Source organism: Luxibacter massiliensis (assembly GCF_900604355.1).
In the GTDB taxonomy this organism is placed as follows: domain Bacteria; phylum Bacillota; class Clostridia; order Lachnospirales; family Lachnospiraceae; genus Luxibacter; species Luxibacter massiliensis.
This window is the reverse complement of record NZ_UWOE01000001.1, coordinates 3,063,817-3,084,506: the sequence shown is the minus strand read 5'-3', so window position 1 is coordinate 3,084,506 and position 20,690 is coordinate 3,063,817. Positions and strand designations below refer to the sequence as shown.

The following is a 20,690-nucleotide window of genomic DNA, read 5'->3' as shown; positions in this document are numbered from 1 at the left end:
CTATGTACATAAACGAATTTATAAAAGACACATATCGTATTAAGGACCATGAAGATAGAAACGGGTATCTATGCCTGGACATGAACGAGAATCCTGAGGGACTGCCCGAAGAGTTCGTCCAGTCAGTCCTGAAAAAGGTTACACCACAGTTTCTTGCTTCCTATCCGGTTAAGGAGCCATTGATCGAAAAGCTTGCCCGCCGGGAAGGGGTGGGGAAAGAGAATGTTTCGCTGACAAACGGATCTGATGAGGGAATCCGCCTGGTTTTTGAGACATTCACACATCCGGGAGGACGGCTTTTGACAGTCACCCCTACCTTTGAGATGTATCAGGTGTATGGGAGTATGTTTGGAGTGAAACTGGACACAGTATCTTTTGGGGAGGACTTTTCTATAGCGGAAGAAGAGGTGCTGAAGAATATCCATGAGGATACAGATTTGGTTGTACTTCTGAATCCCAACAGTCCCATTGGCACAGAATTCTCAGACGAGGCTGTGGAGCGGATAGTAGAAAAGGCAGGAAAGGCCAATGCAGTGGTGCTGATTGACGAGGCATACTACCCCTTTGGCGTGGAGAGCAGGATAGATTTTTGCCGTGCCCATCCCCATGTTATAGTGCTTCGGACCTTTTCAAAGCTTTGTTCCATGGCTGCCCTTAGAGTGGGGTACATGGTTGGCGGCAGAGAGTGTATCCATCTGATTGAAAACGCCCAGTCTACCTATAATGTAAATGCTGTGGGAATTTTGTTTGCCCGGGAACTTTTAGAGCGGGAAGATATATTAAATACATTGAAAGAAAATATAGACCAGGGGAGAGATTATCTGGTACAAAAGCTTTCAGGGCAGGGATATACATTTTACGGGTCAAAGGGAAATTATCTGTTGATAAAACCTTTCAGGGCCCCTGGGGAAATCTGCCGGGAGCTTAGGGAGAACAAGATTTTGATTAAAACATATAGGAAAGGGCTGCTGAAAGACTGGCTGCGGGTGACACTGGGCAGTAAAGAGATAATGAGGCAGTTCTGGGAGGCATTTTATAAGGCGGAGGGATGCCAGGCATGATTACTGTAGGCATAAATAGCAGGAAACCTCTGGTTTCTATTGTAATACCTGTCTATAATGGGGCAAATTATTTGCGCCAGGCCATAGAAAGCGCCCTTGGCCAGACTTGGGAGAATTGCGAAATCCTTGTGGTCAATGACGGCTCAGACGATGGGGGAGATACAGAGCAGGCGGCTCTGGAGTTTAAGGACAGGATCAGATATTTCAGGAAAGAAAATGGCGGGGTTGCCTCGGCGCTCAATTATGGTATTCAGAGGATGCAGGGGGAATATTTTTCTTGGCTGTCCCATGATGACTGGTATTATCCGGACAAAATAGAAAAAGAGATAGGAGCAGTTCTAAACTCCGGGAATCCAGCCGCCCTCGTGCAGGCGGAGTACGAATTTTACGATCAGGATACAGGCTTTAAGACCCAGACACATTTTCTGGATTATTACAAGGAAGGCCAGATAACCAACTCTGTTTTTTCTGTGCTGCAGCTCCAGCTCCATGCCTGCAGTGCCCTGATCCACAAGAGCCATTTCGCCCGTGTGGGGTTCTTTGATGAAAATCTGCAGACAATACAGGATATAGATATGTGGTTCCGTTTGTTCCGGGGGCAGGACTCTATATTTCTCCCCAATGTGCTCCATGTGGTGAGAGAACACAGACAGGCGGGGTCTTGTACCATACCTTGTTATTATGAGGAGACCAGGAAGGAGTATGGGAAGCTTATCCGTATGTTAGATGATCAGGAGATCAGGCGGGTTTTTGGCGATGCAGGCGTTTTTCTTGGCAGGATGGCCGGATTTATTAAGAGCTACGGCGGCGGCAGGGAACTGGCAGAAGTAGAGGAGCGTATCAGAAGGCTTCCAGCTTTGGAAGATGAAGAATATAGAGCAGAGGAGTTTTGGGGCAGGCTGGCGGCCCTGTCAAAAGGACAGGCCAGGAAAGTCGTTATATTCGGGTCAGGACAATATGGAATCCGGGTGAAGTATGACCTGGAGAGCCGTCTGGTGAAGCCTGCCTATTTTGTGGATAACAATCGTAAAAAGCATGGCCAGATGATTGACGGAATCCTGTGCAGCCCAGTGGAGGTACTGGCGGATGAACAGGAGGAAGCACTGGTAATTGTAGCAATGCGTAACTGCCGGGAGGCGTCTGCACAGCTGGAAAAGCTGGGAATACCGTATTATGTGGAAAGACAGAAGCTGGATCCTTTATTTTTGAGGTCGCCTCTGGCATTATCACGAAAGGACTTGTGGCTAGGATGAATGTAGCAGTTATTATTGCGGCTGGCTGGGGCCAGCGGATGAACCAGGATATACCAAAGCAGTTTATTAATGTGTATGACAAGCCAGTGCTGATCTATACGCTGGAGAGTTTTCAGAGGCATCCAGATATAGACGCCATTGAGGTGGTGTGTCTGGCAGGCTGGCGGGATTTGCTCAAGGCTTATGCCGGCCAGTTTAATATTACCAAACTGAAGTGGATAATTGACGGCGGGGATACGGCCCAGGAGTCTATCCGAAATGGGGTGTACCATCTTGAGGATGTATGCAGTCCAGACGATATTGTGGTCATACATGACGGTATCCGTCCTCTGGTGGATGAGAGTATATTGTCAGATGTGATCCTAAAGTGCAGGCAGTACGGCAATGCAGTCACGTCCCTCCCTTACAATGAACAGATTTTTGTGATGGAGGATGAGCATTCCACCCGCCAATATATACCAAGGGAGACACTGCGCAGGGTTTCCACGCCCCAGGCTTATACATATGAGAAACTGAACTGGGCATACCACAAAGCATTTGAAGAGAAAATAGGTATCTATGGTTCTTCCTATACCAACACCATGATGGTGGATTTAGGGGAAACGTTATATTTTGCCGCTGGTTCAGAAAAAAATATCAAATTGACTACAAGAGATGACCTGGAATTGTTTAAAGGATATTTAAGGACAGAAAAGGATGACTGGTTAAAATGATGGATTTTATGGATAATGCCCTGTATGCAGAAGATGTAAAGCAGACGGCAGCTCTTCCTCTGGATTGGGATAAATTAAATTCTTCAGTTCTTCTTCTGGCAGGGGCTTCCGGGATGATCGGGGGCTTTCTGACAGATGTTTTCATGTACCGGAATCAACACAGAGGGCAGAAGCTGAAAGTCTTGGCCCTGGGGAGAGATCAGAGGCAGGGAGAAGAACGGTTTAAACGATATAGGGGCCATGAGGAGTTTGCATTTATTCCTTGTGATATAAACAGCGGCGTACATGGGATAGAAGCTGCGGATTATGTCATACAGGCTGCCAGCAATACCCATCCCATGGCATATGCGTCGGATCCCATCGGGACTGTGAGAAGCAATATTGTGGGCACAGACCATTTGCTGGAATATGCCGCCCAGGCAGGGGCCAGGCGTTTCGTGTTCCTGTCATCTGTAGAGATTTATGGACAAAACCGAGGGGACACAGAGAAGTTTAAGGAGGATTACTGCGGCTATATTAATTCTAATACCCTGCGGGCGGGTTATCCAGAGGGGAAGCGTGCGGGGGAGGCTCTCTGCCAGGCGTACAGAAGGCAGAAAAACCTGGACTATGTGATACCCAGGCTGGCCAGGACATACGGGCCTAATATGAGGATGGATGACAGTAAGGCGGCAGCCCAGTTTATTAAGAAAGGGGCGGCAGGAGAGGATATTGTCCTAAAGAGCCAGGGAAAGCAACTCTATACCCATACCTATGTGGCAGATGCTGCTGCAGGCGTTTTGACAGTTATGCTTAAGGGAGAGTCTGGAGAGGCTTATAATGTGGCCGGAGATGGGGGGCATATTACTTTAGGGGAGCTGGCCCGTTTTATTGCGGCTGACTGCGGCACAAAAGTAGTTTTTGAAATTCCAGGGGATACAGAGCAGGCCGGGTATTCTAAGGCCCAAAAAGCCCTTCTGGATGGAAGCAAGCTAGAAGAACTTGGCTATCAGGAGAGATATAGTGTGAAGGAAGGTGTACGCAGGACAATCTCTATTTTAAAACAATTGAAAAGCAGAGGTGAAAAGGATCTTGAAATGGCAGAATAAAGGACACGAATTTGACGATGTTTACAACAATATAGAGAAAAAAGACCGATTTTATCTGTTTGGGGCAGGGGAATATGGAGGGATATTATATGGCCTCCTGGAAAAGGAGATTCCCATCCTGGGATTTATAGATAATGCCCCCGAGAAGCAGGGCACGCTTTTTAACGGCAAGCCTGTGCTGTCCCTGGAGCAGGCAGCGGGGCAGGCAGGCCCTTCCACGGGGATTATTGTGGCAGTATCCCCATATACCAGGCTGCCAATTATGCAGCAGTTGATGATCAAGGGGTTTGTGCAGGGTGAGAATGTATTTACTATGGAGATGTTCATGTCCGTATATGAGGCCTATGCAAAAGGAAGGGTGTATATGCCGTCCATCTCCTTCCTCCCCAGCACCCGGTGTAACCTGCGCTGTGAGGCATGTCTGAATTTTACCACATATATGAAGCATTTTGACGAGCGTCCCTGGGAGCAGATCCGTGAGGATGTGGATCTGTTTTTTTCCTGCGTGGATTTTATTATGCTGTTTCACATTAGCGGCGGGGAACCTATGTTATATCCCCATATGGGACGGCTGGTGGAGTATATTGACGCTAATTACCGGGAGAAGATTCAGATATTAAGGACAGTTACCAACGGTACAGTCTTACCTAAGCCAGAACTCCTTGCATTACTGGCAAAGCATAATACAGAGCTGACTGTAGATGATTACCGGGAGGCTGTACCAGAAAGTGGAGAGACTTTTGATGAACTATTAATAGAATTAGAGAAGCACCATGTGAAATATGAGGTCAATAAAGCAGATGAATGGATTGACCTGGCGCCTGCCGCCACCAACCATGAGGATTGGAGTGAATTCCGCCTGCAGAAACAGTTTGAGAGCTGCCATGTACCCTGGCAGGAACTAAGGGGAGGGCGGATTTACAGCTGTAATTATGCCAGCTATGCCATGGTCGCGGGCCTGGCGGGGACGGATGAGACAGAGTACTTTGACTTAAAGAAATATACCCCCGGCAGATGTAAGGAGCTTATGGAATTCAGGATGGGATATAACGAGAAAGGATATGTGGAATTCTGTAAAAGATGCAGCGGGTACATTGATATCAATCCAAATAAAGTAATGCCTGCAAAACAGGCAGGGAGACAGTACGGACAATGAGACAGGCCAGAGAATATAGAGTTTCACCTAAGGAACTGAAAAAGATGCAGCATATAGAATTGGAGATGCTGCTTGAGACAGACAGGATATGCAGGAAACATGGAATTGCCTATTCTCTGGATGGAGGCACCCTTCTGGGAGCTGTCAGGCACAAAGGGTTTATACCCTGGGATGACGACATTGACGTGATTATGCTGAGGGAAGAATACCAACGGTTCAGGCAGGCGTGCAGGAATGAATTAGATCCAGAGAAGTTTTTTCTGCAGGATTATAAAAGTGATCCCCATTACCGTTGGGGATGGGCGAAGATAAGGCGCCGTAATACGGAACATGTGCGGCTTGGACAAGAGTTTATGAAGCAGGAGACAGGGGTCTTTATAGATATTTTCGTGGCAGATAATGTGCCGGATAACCCGATATTGAGAAGGCTTCATCATTTGCTCTGTTATTTGGTCAGAAAAATACTCTATGCCCCGTTAGGAGCCAGGCAGGCAAAGGGACTGGGATCCTGGGCAGCCTATATTTTGCTGGGCCATATATCAAGGGAAAAGGCCTTTGCCCTGAGGGACAGGCTGGCCAAGGCCTGCAATAGAAAAAAGACAGAGCTGATCAGCCATTATACGCTTGAATACCCGAGGAGCTGCAGATATGGCCTTCCGGCGAAGTGTTTCGATCAATTTACGGAACTGGAGTTTGAGGGCCATAAATTCCGGGCATTTGCGGAGTATGACATTTATCTGCGGGGGCATTATGGAGACTATATGAAACTGCCTCCCAAAGAAAAAAGAGTGTCACATTCGAAAGTGTCCAGGCTTGATATGACAGGAGTGGAGATATGAAATGGAAAACACCGGGCAGTGAATTTGACACTGTGAAGGATTCTATCATAGAGGCATATAAAAATAAAATCATTTATATTTATGGCGCGGGCATGATTGGGAAAAGAGTGTTCCGGGCATTAAATACGGTGACAGACTGGCGGGTCAGTGCTTTCGTGGATCAATATAAAGGCGGTACGAAGTATTGTGGGCTGGATGTAATCGGCATACCTGAGATGGAGAGGCTGATTGCAGAAGATAAGGGAGATATTCTTATATTAATGGCCCTGCACGATGAGATTGGAATTCCTGTAAGCAGAAATCTGGAGAGTTTTTCCAAGGCAGGGCGGAAGGTGTGCAGGACATATGGTGAATTTATGCGGCATGATTTTCCAGTGCTTGCATTCTATGAATATGGAAAGACCGTGGTACATTCCCTGTCTTGTATCGTCACAGAGAAATGTACCCTGCGATGTGAAAAGTGTTCTATCCGGCTCCCCTATTTCCAGTACCAAAAGAAATATTCTGTTGAAAGCCTGAAGGAAGAAATAGATCTGGCATTCCAAAAAATAGACTTTATCTGCGATTTCACCTTTACAGGGGGCGAGCCTCTTCTGAATCAGGAATTAGGAGAGATCCTTAGCCATCTCGGGGAGAGGTATGGAGACAGGGCAGGCACCGTAAAGGTTATAACCAATGGGACTATTAGGCCCTCTGCTTCTCTTTTGGAGTGCATGAAAAAGTATGGGATATATGCGGAGATCAGCGATTATACAAAGGCAGTAGAAAGTATAAAAGAGCAGGTTCTGGAAAACTATAGAAGATTCCAGGATGGGGGGATCCCTACGTATTTGTTAAGCACGGCCCAGTGGGTAGATTTTGGGTTTGAAAGGCCCGTACATCCTGACAAGAGTGAGGAAGAAATGGCAGGTTTTTTTGACCGGTGCCGGACACTGTGCAGGGGGTATATTGATGGGAAGATCTGGTATTGCATTAATGCCAGGTTTGCTGAGCAGGCTCTTTCGAGGGAGTATGACCCGGAGAACATGCTGGATTTAAGAGAGCTAGGGGACAGACCTAATGACAAGCTGCGCCTGCTTGAGTTTGACGCGGGGTACGGCAGGCGGGGGTATCTAACCATGTGCCGGTATTGCCATGGAGGCTGCGATATCAATACACATTATATTGAGGTGGGAAAGCAATGGGAAAAGCCCTTGTGACAATTGTAATTCCGGTTTACAACGGATCTGATTTTATGGAGGAGGCCATAGACAGTGCGCTGGCCCAGACTTATGAAAATTGCGAAATACTCGTCGTAAACGATGGTTCCCGGGATCATGGCGAGACGGAGAAGATTGCCCTGTCCTATGGGGACAGAATTAAGTATTTCAAAAAGGAAAATGGAGGGACAGCCTCCGCGCTGAATCTTGCTTTGGAAAACATGCAGGGAGATTACTTTGCCTGGCTCTCCCATGACGATATCTATTACCCAGAGAAAATCGCCAGACAGGTAGGGGAGATGGAGAGCAGCGGATATAAGGCCTCTTTTTGTGATTACCATATTCTGCGGGAGGGAGGGTTGAAATCCTCTGTGACTGCAGGGCACTGCTATCCGGCATGTTTTTTGGAAAAAGGGGTATTTCCTGTGGTAAATGGGATGATTCAATTCGGCGGAGTTCTTTTGGGGAAAGAAATCATAGAAAAGTATGGGAAATTTAATGAACAGTTAAAGACAACCCAGGATTTTGAGTATTTATTCCGTATTTTGAAAAAGGAAGGTATGCAATATATACCAGAGACATTATATGCAGTCCGGTATCATGAAGGGCAGGGGAGCCGGAACATACAGACGGTCCACCAGGATGCGGACAATATGTATGAAATGTTTTTAGAAGAGGTGGGTTCTAAGGAAAGAGAAGCTGCTTACGGCAGCGGCTATAACTATTATTACCAGATGCTGCTAAATATCTGGCCCCAGAAACATTTAAAGAGGAGTTGGAAGAAGTGTCTTTGGTATCTGGCTTACGAGGCAGATTATAGGTGCGGGGCAGAGGAGATTCCTCAGTTTCTGCAGGATAAAAGAATCTATATTTACGGCGCTGGAAATTATGGGAAAAGGCTGCTGCTTGACATGCAAATAAGAGGGATTGAGGCGGAAGGGTTTATAGACAGAGATATGTCGAGGAAAGAGGCAGAGGGACTACCCTGCATTTCTCCGGAAGAGGCAGAGGGATTTAAGAAGGAAATTCTTGTGATTGCCGCTGCACTTGAGGTGGACGGGATTGTGGAGGGGTTAAAGGCAAGAGGATTTCCGGCAGTGGTGACCAAAAGCCAGTTTGATACATGGTCTATACAGAACCCTCCTAGGAAGGAAACGGTTCTTCCAGCCATATTGAACCAGCATTATGAGGTGTGTATTTATGGAGCCGGCCAGTATGGACTGGAATGTTATTTTTTATTGAAAGACAGCGGGGTACAGACCGCAATGTTCTGTGACAAAGATAAACAGAAGTGGGGGTTTGTGCTGGATGATGTGAGCTGTATTTCTTATGAGGAGCTGGAAAAGAAGGATAAAGAAAAACTGGTGATTTTCATCTGCATTAAAAATCCCCATATACTGAAACAACAGTTTACCCTGGCCTGCTTTCCCCATGTATATACCCGGGAAGATATTTTAGGCATGGCAGGCCAGGGAATTATCAATCCTTATAAAAACGAGGGGGGCCTGGACATTTTTGAACCTGAGAAAATCAGGCAGATAGATTGGTTCCGGGAAGCATTTTATAAGAAAGAAGCCGACAGGGCAAAATTGCCGGAGCCTGGAACCGGGGATAAGTTCGAAGAGGCCCTTGTGAATATTTTGAGGAACGCAGATAAGAGGAGACAGTAGATTGAACATACTTCAGGTGAATTATTCTGACTTAATGGGGAGAATTTTTAACGGCTATGATTTGCAGATATCCTTAAATGAGAGGGGCATACAGGCGTCCCAGGCTGTGAGGGACAAGTTAAGCCATGACGGCCGGGTATATGGGGTGGGTGCAGACCCTGCCATACAGGAGGAAATCAAGCATGTAGAAAAGCGGTTTTCTATAAGCCATCTCTTATATCCATATGGACAAAAATTAAAAAAGATGGAGTGTTACGAAAAAGCAGATATTGTACACTATCATATTTTGCACAATAATTTTATTTCGCTTTTGGATCTGCCCCTGTTGATGGAAAATAAAACATCTGTGTGGACCATCCACGATCCATGGATTGTGACCGGCAACTGCGTGCATCCGCTGCAGTGCGGCCGCTGGAAAACGGGGTGCGGTTCCTGCAGGAATCTGGAGTACAAATGGTTTGAGATGAGACAGGACCATACCCGTCAAATGTGGGAGATAAAAAGGCAGGTATTTAAGCAGATAAATCCCACGATTGTGGTGGCTTCCAGATTTATGGAAGATTACATAAAGGCCAGTCCCCTGACAGGGCATTTTACGGATATTGTCAGGATCCCCTTCGGGGTAAAACAAAGAATGTGCCGGGTGTGGGATCAAAAGGAAATGAGAAGAAAGTTCTCTCTGCCCCAGGAATCTTTTGTTATTGGATTCCGCAGTGAGGATGATAAAGTGAAGGGCTGTGACTTTTTATATAAGGCGTTGGAGAATTTGGATGGAAAAGAAGAAGTATCCCTGCTCACTGTTGGCGGAGGGGAGATACCCAGGAAAATAAAGGAAAAATTCAGGATAAGAGAGCTTGGATGGGTGAATGATGATAAAACCATAGAACAGTTCTTTGCCTGCTGTGATTTGTTTGTAATGCCCTCCCTGGCCGAGTCTTTCGGGCTTATGGCTGTGGAGGCAATGGCGGCTGGAGTGCCTGTAGTGTGCTTTAAGGATACTGCTGTGGAGGAGATGATTCATGGGTCTATGTGCGGCATGGCCGTGGAGTATATGAACATAGAAGAGCTGAAAAAGGCATTGGAATATATGGTGCAGAATGCAGAGGCCGCGCGCAGTAAAGGAGAAGCGGGAAGGGAACTGGCGGCCAGGGAGTACACATATGAGCTGTATATTGAGAGGCATGTACAGCTATATGAAAAGCTATTGCGGGAAGAAAGAGGTAAGGTTTAGCAGGAATGGCTGCGGCTGCCCTAAGCTGGGAAGTGGATAGGGAGAGACATTTGAAATAGATGGGATTAAAGAGAAAATTCAGATTACATGAAATCTATAACAAAATTCTTACACTATAGAAGGAGGAGTTATGAGGATATTAGTATTCGGCGCCAATGGCATGGCCGGGCATATGGCCGGCACATATCTTAGGGAAGTGGGGCACGAGATAATAGGCTACTCCAGGACGCCGTGTGAATGCTGCAGCCAGTGGGTACAGGGGGATGTCCTGGATCAGCGGCATATCCGGCAGGTCCTAAAGGAAAATAAATTTGACGCAGTTGTAAATGCAGTGGGCGTATTAAATACAAAAGTAGATGAGGATCTTTGGGAAGGCATTTATATTAATAGTGCATTCCCCCACTTAGTGGCAGAATGCTTGAAGGGGTCTGAGGCGCGGCTTATACATATTAGTACAGATTGTGTGTTTTCGGGCAAAGAGGGAAAATATGCAGAAACCAACCAACCAGATGCGGATACTTATTATGGCAGAAGCAAGGCCTTGGGCGAGGTGAAGGATGATAAAAACCTGACTCTGCGTACTTCTATTATCGGGCCGGAGCTAAAAGCGGACGGCGTAGGGTTACTGCACTGGTTTTTAAACCAGGCCGGGACAGTAAGCGGGTATCAGAGAGTGATCTGGTCGGGAGTGACAACCCTTGAGCTTGCCAAAGCGATAGAGGCGGCTATCAATCAAAATATAAGCGGCCTGTACCATTTAGTGAATAACAGATGGATTGCAAAGTATGAGCTGCTGAAGTTGTTTAATAAGCATATGCGGGGCGGCCAGGTTGAGATACGGCCGGACGGCAGAGTGATTAGTGATAAATCTTTGATTAATACAAGAACAGATTTTCAATATACGGTTCCGGGATATGAAGAAATGATTGAAGAGCTGGCAGGGTGGATGAAAGAGCATAAGAGCCTGTACCCACTATATCAGGCCGGCAGATAAGGAGAAAGCAAATGGGTGTATTTACAGATAAAGTTCTGATGATCACAGGAGGTACAGGTTCCTTTGGAAACGCCGTGCTTGAGCGTTTTCTGGATTCTGATATCCGGGAAATCAGAATTTTTTCCAGAGATGAGAAAAAACAGGATGATATGAGGAGGCATTACCAGAATCCTAAAATCAAATATTATGTAGGGGATGTGAGAGATTACCGCAGCGTAAAGGATGCAATTCATGCTGTGGACTTTATTTTTCATGCCGCGGCTCTGAAGCAGGTGCCTTCCTGTGAATTTTTCCCTATGGAGGCTGTTAAAACAAATGTAGTGGGCGTGGACAACGTACTGACTGCGGCCATTGAGGCCGGGGTTGAGAAGGTCATCTGCCTGTCCACGGACAAGGCCGCATACCCAATTAATGCAATGGGAATCAGCAAGGCAATGATGGAAAGAGTATTTGTGGCTAAATCCAGGACAACAGATTCAACAGTTATCTGTGGTACCAGATATGGGAATGTGATGTGCTCAAGGGGGTCTGTCATTCCCCTTTTTATAAAACAGATAAAAGAAGGGAAACCAATTACAGTTACAAACCCGGATATGACAAGGTTTCTAATGAGTCTGGACGAGGCGGTCGATCTGGTAATGTTTGCATTTGAACATGGGCAGGCAGGCGATATTTTTGTACAGAAAGCACCAGCATGTACTATCGGTGTTCTGGCTCAGGCGGTAAAGGAGCTTTTTCATGCAGAGAATCCAATACAGTATATTGGCGTCAGGCATGGGGAGAAGCAAAATGAGACACTCCTGACTAAGGAGGAATGCAGCCAGGCTTTTGATCTGGGAGATTTTTATAAGGTGCCGTCAGACAACAGGGACTTAAATTATGATAATTATTTTGAAAAGGGAAAGATAGAAAAGGCAAAAATAGAGGAGTTTACTTCAGACAGTACAAAGCAATTGAATGTAGAAGAAGTAAAGGAGACTTTGCTGGGGTTAAAATATATCCAGGAAGAATTAGGACTCTGGGAGGCATAGAAAAAATGAAGGTTGGACAAAAATTATTGTTGCGTGCATATCTGGGTTCTATTGACGCTAAGACGAAGCTGGTAATTTTTGGGGCAGGAGAGAATGGAATCAGGCTCTTACATGTATTGAGGGACTGCGGGGAGAAAGTGGATTTATTTTGCGACAACAGCGAAAGCAAAAAGGGGAACATGATAGAAAGCGTCCATTGTATTGGATATGAGGAATTGAAAGAAATAAAGGACGATGTTCTGGTGATGGTTTCTCCGTCCAATGCAGCTGATATATATCTGAGGCTGAAAACAGACCGATTCAGACGAGTAGTCCCAAAAGAAATTATGGACTTATTTTATTTTCTTCCGAAAGAAGAGACAGCATTGTTTCCTATAGGGCATTATTACTCTCTGTATCCAGATTTTCAGTATCTTGAAAGAAATAGGAAAAGCATATTTTCCCGGGACAAAGAAGTCTTGGATATATCCATGAATACTAGGGAACAGTCTGCGCTTTTAAAGGAGATGCAGGGCCTCTATAGTACCCTGCCCCGATGGCAGGGGAAGGAAGAGGAGAGCAGATTCCGCTACTATCATGGAAATCCCAGCCTGGCAGCCGGAGACACAGTGGCCCTGCATTGTATGCTCAGGCTGCTTAAGCCGCGCAGGGTCATTGAGGTTGGATCCGGATTTTCTTCAGCAGTCATACTGGATACAAATGAATACTATTTAGATCATTCTGTACAGTGCTCTTTCATTGAACCTTATCCAGCGCTGCTTAAATCCTTATGCAAAGAGACAGACGATATATATCTGCAGGAATGCGGTCTTCAGGAAGTGGAGCTGGAGTTTTTTGGACAACTGGAGTTTGGGGATATACTTTTTATTGATTCTACACATGTATCAAAAGCTGGCTCCGATGTAAATTATCTGTTGTTTGAGATACTGCCCAGACTAAAAAGTGGGGTTTATATACACTTCCATGATATATTCTACCCCTTTGAGTATCCTGAAGAGTGGGTCCTGCATTCAGATATGATTTGGAATGAACTGTATGTGCTCAGGGCGTTTCTTCAGAATAATCAGGAGTATTCTATCAAATTCTTCCAGAATTTTATGGAGCAAGAATATGGGGATCTTTATCTGGAGCATTGGCCGCTGAAGGAAAAGCCCCATGGGGGAAGTCTCTGGATACAAAAGAAATAAGAACTGGATGTAAGGAGGCTGGAAATGAAGAGATTGAAATTAATGACCATCGTAGGGACAAGGCCGGAGTTAATCAGGCTGTCGGAAATTATTAAAAAGGCAGATTTGTTTTTTGAACATATTTTTGTCCATACAGGCCAGAACTACAGCGATACGTTAAATGATATTTTTTATGAAGATCTGCAGATTAGAAAACCTGATTTTTATCTGGATGTGGTGGGCGGGCATTTAGGAGATACACTGGGAAACATCATCGCTAAATCATATGCTTTGATGGAAAAGGAACATCCAGATGCACTGCTAATATTGGGGGATACTAATTCAGCGCTCTCTGCTATTGCGGCGAAAAGGCTGAAAATCCCAATTTTCCACATGGAGGCCGGGAACCGCTGTTTTGACGAGAATCTTCCAGAGGAGACGAACAGGCGTATTGTGGATCATATAGCAGATATAAATCTGCCTTATACCGAACATGCAAGGCGCTATCTTCTGGCAGAAGGGATTAGGAAGGAGCACATTTATGTCACAGGCTCCCCCATGAAGGAAGTGATACTGGCCCAGAAGCAGCGTATTGATGCAAGTGATGTTCTTAAGCGTCTGGAACTGGAGGAGAAAAAGTATATTGTACTGTCAGCCCACAGAGAAGAGAATGTAGACCACGAAGGACACTTTATGGGACTGATGGATGCAGTAAACAGCCTGGCAGAGCATTATAAAATGCCGATTATCTATTCTGTGCACCCCAGAAGCCAAGGGTGGATAGAAAAGAGAAAGTTTAAATTCCATCCTTTAGTACAGAAGATGCCTCCCTTTAATTTTACGGATTACAGTAAATTGATGCAGCAGGCCTATTGTGTTGTCTCAGACAGCGGGACAATGCCGGAAGAGGCTTCGGTCAGCCATTTTCCAGGAGTATGTATCAGGACCTCCACAGAGAGGCCGGAAGCCCTGGATAAAGGTGGGTTTATTATTGGAGGCATTACAGAAGAATCTCTCTTACAGTCAGTAGATATGGCTGTAAGGATGGAGACGGTTAATTCCGTAGTCCCAGATTATGAAGAGCCGGATGTATCTGGAACCGTCATTAGGTTAATCCAAAGTTATACAAGAATTATAGATGAAAAGGTTTGGAGAAAAGAATGAAAAGAATATTAATCATAGGTGCCCATTATGATGATGCCGAACTCGGGGCAGGAGGAACCGCGGCAAAACTTGTGGCTGAAGGCTGCCAGGTGTATAAGGTGACATTAACAGACAATGAAGTGGCCCAGAGCGCTTATAATAAGAAAACCAGCAGGTCAGACAGTATTGAGGACAGCAGACGGGCCTCGCAGATTCTTGGCGTGGAGGAGATTACAGACTTTCCTCAAAGGCCCGTATGCCAGCTTGAATATTCCACTGAGATTATGCAGGCAGTAGAAAAGATTATACTGGATTACCGGATAGATACGGCCTTTGTGCACAGCGAGTTTGATACAAATCAGGACCACTGTGCGGCAGGTAAGATCAGTAAGACCGCTGCCCGCCATTGCGATAATATTCTGATTTATCAGAGCAACTTGTATGTATGTGAGAAACCCTTTTATCCGACAGTATTTTTTGATATTTCTGATTATATTGATAAAAAGAGAGAAGCGCTGGACCAATATGGTATAGAACACCAGAGGTTCGGAGCCTCCGAGGATACGCTTTTTGAAAATAACATAAGAAGAAATAAAGTGTGGGGTTATTCCAATGCAGTACAGTATGCGGAAGGGTTTCTGCCGTTTAAGCTGTTATTTTAAGGGGAGAAAGGACTGTTATGAGAGAACCAAAGGTTTCTATTGTTATACCTGTATATAATGGCGCTGACTTTATGAGAGAAGCTATCAACAGTGCCCTGAACCAAAGCTATAAAAACTGCGAGGTTATTGTGGTAAATGATGGGTCAAAGGACAATACAGAGGAAGTTGCTTTGTCATATGGCAGTAAAATCAGATATTTTTCTAAGGAAAATGGCGGTGTTTCTACTGCCTTGAATTTAGGGATTGAAAATATGGAGGGCCAGTATTTCTCCTATCTTCCCCATGACGATATCCTCCACCCTGATAAAATTAGGATGCAGATGGAGGCTATTTTACATAGCGGAGATGAAATGTCGATCGTATGGAGCGGATGGAATTTTTATTTCCAGGAATCCGGGAAACGGCAGCCCTTTTCCTTTCCCCTCTGGCTGCTCAAGGAAAATGTGACAAAGGGGGTATATCCTCTTTTCTTTGGCCTCCTTAATACAGTGTCAGTACTTCTTCACAGGGAATATTTTAAGAAAGTGGGAAGATTTGACCCAGTTTTACGTACATCTCAGGATTATGATATGTGGTTCAGGGCATTTAAGTCACATCAGACCATTTATATAGAAAAAGAGCTTGTAGATTATAGAATACATGAGAAACAGGGGACTCAGGATGATCCAGAGTACACGAAAAATTGCATAGAACTGGCCATGAAAATGATGGAACAGATTTCACAGGATGACATACTTTATTCATTTGGGTCCCAATATGCTTTTTATTGCCAGCTTACAGAATACTACAGAGAAATGGCCTGGGAGGAGTGCTTTCGTTATGCTGGAGAAAGGTGGATGGAAATACCTGAACCTAAAGATGCAGGTTTACAGAGGGAGGAACTAAAAAGGTACCTATACCAACTGGGAAACTCCCATGATATTATCCTGTATGGGGCAGGGAGAAATGGAAAAAGACTTTTTAAGGATTTAGAAAACAGGGGCATCCATATTCTTGCCTGGTGTGATTCAGATATCAGAAAACAGGGGGAAAATATAGATGGCAGGCCCTGTCTTGCGCCAGAGCAGATTCGAGATATAAGATGCCTGACTGTGGTAACAACGGATGAGCCGGAGCAGTTGATAAGAGTGCTTATGGAGCAAGGGCACCAGCATGTTGTGGGATATAAAGAAATTGCAGATGTCCTTTATCATACGCTGCCTATGAAGGAGAGTATACTGGGGGAGGGGTAAAGCCATATGGAATATAGAGGAACCTGGAAAGAGATTTGGAGACAAAAGGGGGAAATGGAAGGCACTGTTGAGGATCTGTATATTTATGACGGTTGGGAAAAGTCAAAAGCGGACATCAGAGTGACCGCAGATAAAATCATCCGGGAATTAGATATTCAGCCAGAGGACAGAGTGCTGGAGGTGGGGTGCGGTGCTGGCGCACTGGCCCAGTATATGGAATGTAAATATATAGGGATGGATTATTCAATGCCCCTGGTGGAGAAACATATTCAGTTTTTTGGAAATTCCGTTATACATGCAGAGGCAGACGACATCCCATTTAAAGATAAGTATTTTGATAAATGTTTTTGTTGGGGAGTTTTCCTATACTTTGAATCCTTGGAGTATGCAAGAAAGGCTGTGCAGGAAATACAGCGTGTAACAAAGCAGGGGATTCTGATAGGTGAACTTCCTGAGGTTTCACATGATGAAAAACACCTCCTGTATCAAAAGAAGATGTTTGAAGGGTGGGCAATACAGGATGCGTGGACTCCACAATATAAAGGAAAACGATTTATCGTGGTAAAAAAGGGATCACTGGCATAAGGAGGTTACAGCAATGAAATTTATACATAAAGAACGTATTCTGCAGATTCTGGGCACGCTTTTCAGAGCAAATTCCTATTTTTGTAACCTTGGGAATTTAGAGAAATTGACTGAATTGTGTGCTGTATGCCAGGAGACTGCCTTGGGTATCGGGAATAATATTGAAAGTACTGAGGAAAACCCGGAGACGGTTATTTCGCACTTGGAAGAATACTGTGAACTGATTTACCAGTTAAGCCTAATGTATGGGAAGAGAAGTATGATGAAGGGGCAGATCCGTAAGATAGAAAATATACTAAGGCTTATCAAGTCAGATATTAACGAGGGGTTTGAGTGCCAGGTTTCTGAGGTTGTATTTCTGCCCTATAAGGCCTCTATGTGGGATTGTTTTCAGAGTATATATGATGCTTGTAAAAAGGATTCCAGGTTCCAGGCATATGTTGTGCCCATACCCTATTACAATTTCGATAAGAACAGAAATATTGTGTCAGAGTCCTATGAAGGAGAGGAAATAGCTCAGTTTGTTGAAATAGCAGATTACCGGACATTTGATCTGGCGGACAGAAAACCGGACATTATTTTTATACATAATCCTTATGACGCCTATAACAGAGTAACGCAGCTTAAAGAGACATACTTCAGCAGTGAGTTGGTGAAGTATACAGACCATCTTGTATATATTCCATATTATGTATCGAAAAAATATACGAAAGATTCCATGACAGTCCTGCCGGGAGTAAAAAACTCTTGGAAAACCATTGTGCAGTCAGAAGATCTTAAGCAGCAATATATAAAAAATGGGATTAGGCAGGAACAAGTGGAAGCATTAGGATCTCCTAAGTTTGATATGGTTTTGAAAGGACAGAAAGAATATACAGGCGTACCAACAGAATGGTCTGTACTAAGTGGGAAAAAAGTATATTTTTATAATACTCATTTGGATGGATTGATGAATCAAGTGGATCTATTTCTGGATAAGGTCCAGGGAATCATAGAGTGTATTGGGAGGCATCCTAATACGGCGCTTTTATGGCGGCCGCATCCTTTGAGCCTGGAAACCCTTCAGACATTTCACCCAGAGGCCTATAGCCGGTATGTGGAGCTTATTGAGAAGTTTAAGAGGGATGGGAATGGCGTTTATGATGATACCCCGAGCCTGGAACGCACCATTGCGGTATCGGATGCTTATATTGGGGAGGAACAAAGTTCTGTGAGCCAGCTATATGAGATTACAGGCAAACCTATGTACTATATAGAGTATGACAGCTTTAAAATATTCCAGAAGGAAAGACAGGCAAGATGTTTGTGTGCTGAAAAGTCTGGCAATAAGATTTATATGTACAGTTGGGAATATAATTGTATTTTTATTTACAACGAAGAGAATCACACAATATCCTGCAGGAAAGGGAATGCTAAGCTGGGTGCATACGAAAGAGCCACATATACACATTCTGTCTTATATAAAGAGTTTATATATTTTATTCCCTCATATGCTGGTTCCGTGATTAAGTTTAATACATTGACAGAAGAATCACAGTATATAGGGATGGGGGCAGATAAAGAAGAGTATACTGATATGGAAACCCTGGGAAAAGATTTTAATCCCGTTATTTACCAAGGCATCTTGTATATGATGCCCATTTATTACAGCAGTAAAATTCCCTGTCTGGTACTAGATGAGGATAAAATTGTATTGATAGATTCCTGCTACGAGCAGCAAATCGGAACTTTGGGCAATGGAGGCAATCTTCCTATATTCTATGGGAATACGTTGGCAGAAGATTGTATTTGGCGGGCTTGCAGATTAGGCCCATATGTGCAGAGGTATGATATTTCCAATCAAAGGTTTGATTATATTCAGATTAATGGAATAGGGGAAAAGGCAGTTAGGGCGGTAGTATTTGATGGAAAGTACTTCTGGATGATTATGCAGGAAGGAAACAGGCTGCTCCAATGGGATTATGTGACAAACAAAATTTTGGAAGAGATATCAATTATGGATGTGCTGTACAACCCAGGAGAGATATGTTTTGCAGATATGCAGTACTATAACGGCAGCCTGTGGATTTTGCCGCATAAAGGGGCAAAAATTATTAGAGTGGATGTTCTGTCAAAAGAAAAGACGATTATTGACTGTAATACTATAGAAGGATTTTGCATGGAACCGGAGTATGGTCAGATATTTGCTGAGAATTGTGTTGTAGAAGAAAATATAGTATATCTTTTTCCTTACACCGGAAATGGAATTGTAAAAATTAATATGGATAATAATCAGGCAACATTGTTAAATACACAGCTCCCGGTAGGCTGTATTTGGGATAATATGGAGGCAGAAACAATATATAGTGAGGCCATGTGCAGCCTTGAGGATTTTCTAAGATACTCCCAAATGCAGGATACTACCAGGCTAAATAGAGATACAGAGTTAGCGGGAAAAAAGATATGGGACTACATTACAGATAATCTGTAAGAGGAGATGAGACTTATGAAGTGGAAAAATAAAGGGCATGAGTTTGAAAGATTCCGGAATGTATTTACCTGGCACAAAAAGATCTATATTTATGGAGCCGGAGAACTTGGAGAAGATCTGTATAACAGGTTAAAATTTGTGGATTGCGTAGAAGGGTTTATCGATAATAGAAAAGAGACTTGTATGGGAAGAAGGGCCGTTCCTATTACGGAGTTTCTGGAGATGGGATCCAGGGATTATATTGTTATTATAGCTGCGGGATTTCAGAATATGAATTTATTTAAGCATCAATTACTGGTAAATGGGTTTGAGGAGGGGAAAAATCTATTTTTATATCCAGAGTTCATTAATTTTTATATGCCTATATATTTTATGTATGCATGGGACAGGCTGTACGTAAAAGTTATTTCGTTCCTATGTACTACAAAATGTAATCTAAATTGTATAAGCTGTTTGAATTTTACTTCTTACAACCAAAAAAAGAAGCATTATGATATAGGGCAGCTAAAAAAGGATGTGGATAGCTTTTTTTCAGCAATTGATTATATTGATTTATTCCATGTATGTGGAGGAGAACCTTTTTTGTATCCTCATCTGGCAGAATTGCTTGAGTATATCTCCCAGAATTACTCACACCAGATACACACCCTTGCGACGACCACAAATGCAACTATTTTACCCGATGACCGGCTCTGTAGGGTAATGGCAGAAAATAAGATAAGCTTATATTTAGACGACTACAGGGAAAATGTCCCCCTGGTGAGAGAAAAGTATGAAAGGATAAAGACAAAACTGGAGCAGTATAAGATAAAAGTTATAGATAATTATGTGGATCAATGGCTGAATCTGCTGGCAGAAAAAGACTCAGAACAAAAGAGCAGTGAAAAATTGGCTTTACATTTTTCCGCATGTAATGTTCTGTTTAATTCACTGCATAATGAAAAAATTTATTTGTGCAATTATTCAGATTATGCAGTAGAAGCAGGGATTGTCCAGGAACACGAAAATGATAGCTACTCTCTTACAGGGTTTTCGGATGAGAGAAGAATGGAACTGTTGGAATATATGTTAGGGTACAGTGACAGAGGATATTGTGAGCTTTGTAAAAAATGCAAAGGATTTTTGACGATCAATACAGACTACTGTGAAGTGGCACAGCAGGAGCGGAAGGTATAGCATAAAAACCCAAATCATAAG

Annotated in this window: 18 protein-coding genes; all 18 read left to right on the top strand. The window is 43.9% G+C overall.

The genetic code is table 11. From position 1 onward, the window contains the following. Positions 1-2: 2 nt before the first annotated feature. The 18 genes from EFA47_RS14165 (at position 3) to EFA47_RS14080 (ending at position 20,669) form a co-directional block, all read left to right on the top strand. Positions 3-1,061: a pyridoxal phosphate-dependent aminotransferase gene (locus EFA47_RS14165; RefSeq protein ID WP_122643871.1), complete on the top strand. Its 1,059-nt coding sequence runs from the start codon at positions 3-5 to the stop codon at positions 1,059-1,061. Continuing rightward, complete coding sequence (locus EFA47_RS14160; RefSeq protein WP_164690012.1) at positions 1,058-2,314, top strand: glycosyltransferase family 2 protein; 1,257 nt, start codon at positions 1,058-1,060, stop codon at positions 2,312-2,314. Before EFA47_RS14165 ends, EFA47_RS14160 begins: the two co-directional genes overlap by 4 nt. Next, the gene (locus tag EFA47_RS14155; protein ID WP_122643869.1) at positions 2,311-3,027 is read left to right on the top strand and encodes an IspD/TarI family cytidylyltransferase; all 717 of its coding nucleotides are present in this window, start codon (positions 2,311-2,313) and stop codon (positions 3,025-3,027) included. The genes EFA47_RS14160 and EFA47_RS14155 overlap by 4 nt, the downstream gene beginning before the upstream one ends. Next, positions 3,024-4,115, top strand: a complete 1,092-nt coding sequence (locus tag EFA47_RS14150; protein ID WP_206215533.1) for an NAD-dependent epimerase/dehydratase family protein — start codon at positions 3,024-3,026, stop codon at positions 4,113-4,115. The genes EFA47_RS14155 and EFA47_RS14150 overlap by 4 nt, the downstream gene beginning before the upstream one ends. Then, positions 4,099-5,271, top strand: a complete 1,173-nt coding sequence (locus EFA47_RS14145; RefSeq protein ID WP_122643867.1) for a radical SAM protein — start codon at positions 4,099-4,101, stop codon at positions 5,269-5,271. The genes EFA47_RS14150 and EFA47_RS14145 overlap by 17 nt, the downstream gene beginning before the upstream one ends. Then, positions 5,268-6,110, top strand: a complete 843-nt coding sequence (locus tag EFA47_RS14140; RefSeq protein ID WP_122643866.1) for a LicD family protein — start codon at positions 5,268-5,270, stop codon at positions 6,108-6,110. The genes EFA47_RS14145 and EFA47_RS14140 overlap by 4 nt, the downstream gene beginning before the upstream one ends. Beyond that, positions 6,107-7,309: a radical SAM protein gene (locus EFA47_RS14135; protein WP_122643865.1), complete on the top strand. Its 1,203-nt coding sequence runs from the start codon at positions 6,107-6,109 to the stop codon at positions 7,307-7,309. The genes EFA47_RS14140 and EFA47_RS14135 overlap by 4 nt, the downstream gene beginning before the upstream one ends. Beyond that, positions 7,291-8,979, top strand: a complete 1,689-nt coding sequence (locus EFA47_RS14130; protein ID WP_122643864.1) for a glycosyltransferase family 2 protein — start codon at positions 7,291-7,293, stop codon at positions 8,977-8,979. The genes EFA47_RS14135 and EFA47_RS14130 overlap by 19 nt, the downstream gene beginning before the upstream one ends. Before the next feature lies 1 nt (position 8,980). Then, positions 8,981-10,210 (top strand): glycosyltransferase, encoded by a 1,230-nt coding sequence (locus EFA47_RS14125; RefSeq protein ID WP_122643863.1) that lies wholly within the window; start codon positions 8,981-8,983, stop codon positions 10,208-10,210. A 130-nt stretch (positions 10,211-10,340) separates the two neighbouring features. Further along, positions 10,341-11,204: a dTDP-4-dehydrorhamnose reductase family protein gene (locus EFA47_RS14120; RefSeq protein WP_122643862.1), complete on the top strand. Its 864-nt coding sequence runs from the start codon at positions 10,341-10,343 to the stop codon at positions 11,202-11,204. Positions 11,205-11,215: 11 nt separating this feature from the next. Then, on the top strand, positions 11,216-12,235 hold the full coding sequence (locus EFA47_RS14115) for a polysaccharide biosynthesis protein (RefSeq protein WP_122643861.1): 1,020 nt from the start codon (positions 11,216-11,218) through the stop codon (positions 12,233-12,235). Positions 12,236-12,240: 5 nt separating this feature from the next. Then, entirely contained in the window at positions 12,241-13,422 is a 1,182-nt protein-coding gene (locus EFA47_RS14110; RefSeq protein ID WP_122643860.1) for a class I SAM-dependent methyltransferase, read from the top strand. Between the two features lie 24 nt (positions 13,423-13,446). Next, positions 13,447-14,565 (top strand): non-hydrolyzing UDP-N-acetylglucosamine 2-epimerase, encoded by a 1,119-nt coding sequence (gene wecB / locus EFA47_RS14105; protein ID WP_122643859.1) that lies wholly within the window; start codon positions 13,447-13,449, stop codon positions 14,563-14,565. Beyond that, entirely contained in the window at positions 14,562-15,206 is a 645-nt protein-coding gene (locus tag EFA47_RS14100; RefSeq protein ID WP_122643858.1) for a PIG-L deacetylase family protein, read from the top strand. The genes wecB and EFA47_RS14100 overlap by 4 nt, the downstream gene beginning before the upstream one ends. Positions 15,207-15,223: 17 nt before the next feature. Next, complete coding sequence (locus EFA47_RS14095) at positions 15,224-16,438, top strand: glycosyltransferase (RefSeq protein ID WP_122643857.1); 1,215 nt, start codon at positions 15,224-15,226, stop codon at positions 16,436-16,438. A 6-nt stretch (positions 16,439-16,444) separates the two neighbouring features. After that, positions 16,445-17,023 carry a class I SAM-dependent methyltransferase gene (locus EFA47_RS14090; RefSeq protein WP_122643856.1) on the top strand — a complete coding sequence of 193 codons (579 nt, stop codon included), beginning with the start codon at positions 16,445-16,447 and terminating at the stop codon, positions 17,021-17,023. 13 nt (positions 17,024-17,036) lie between these two features. Next, positions 17,037-19,493, top strand: a complete 2,457-nt coding sequence (locus EFA47_RS14085; protein WP_122643855.1) for a hypothetical protein — start codon at positions 17,037-17,039, stop codon at positions 19,491-19,493. Positions 19,494-19,508: 15 nt separating this feature from the next. Then, positions 19,509-20,669: a radical SAM protein gene (locus EFA47_RS14080; RefSeq protein WP_164690011.1), complete on the top strand. Its 1,161-nt coding sequence runs from the start codon at positions 19,509-19,511 to the stop codon at positions 20,667-20,669. Positions 20,670-20,690 lie beyond the last annotated feature (21 nt).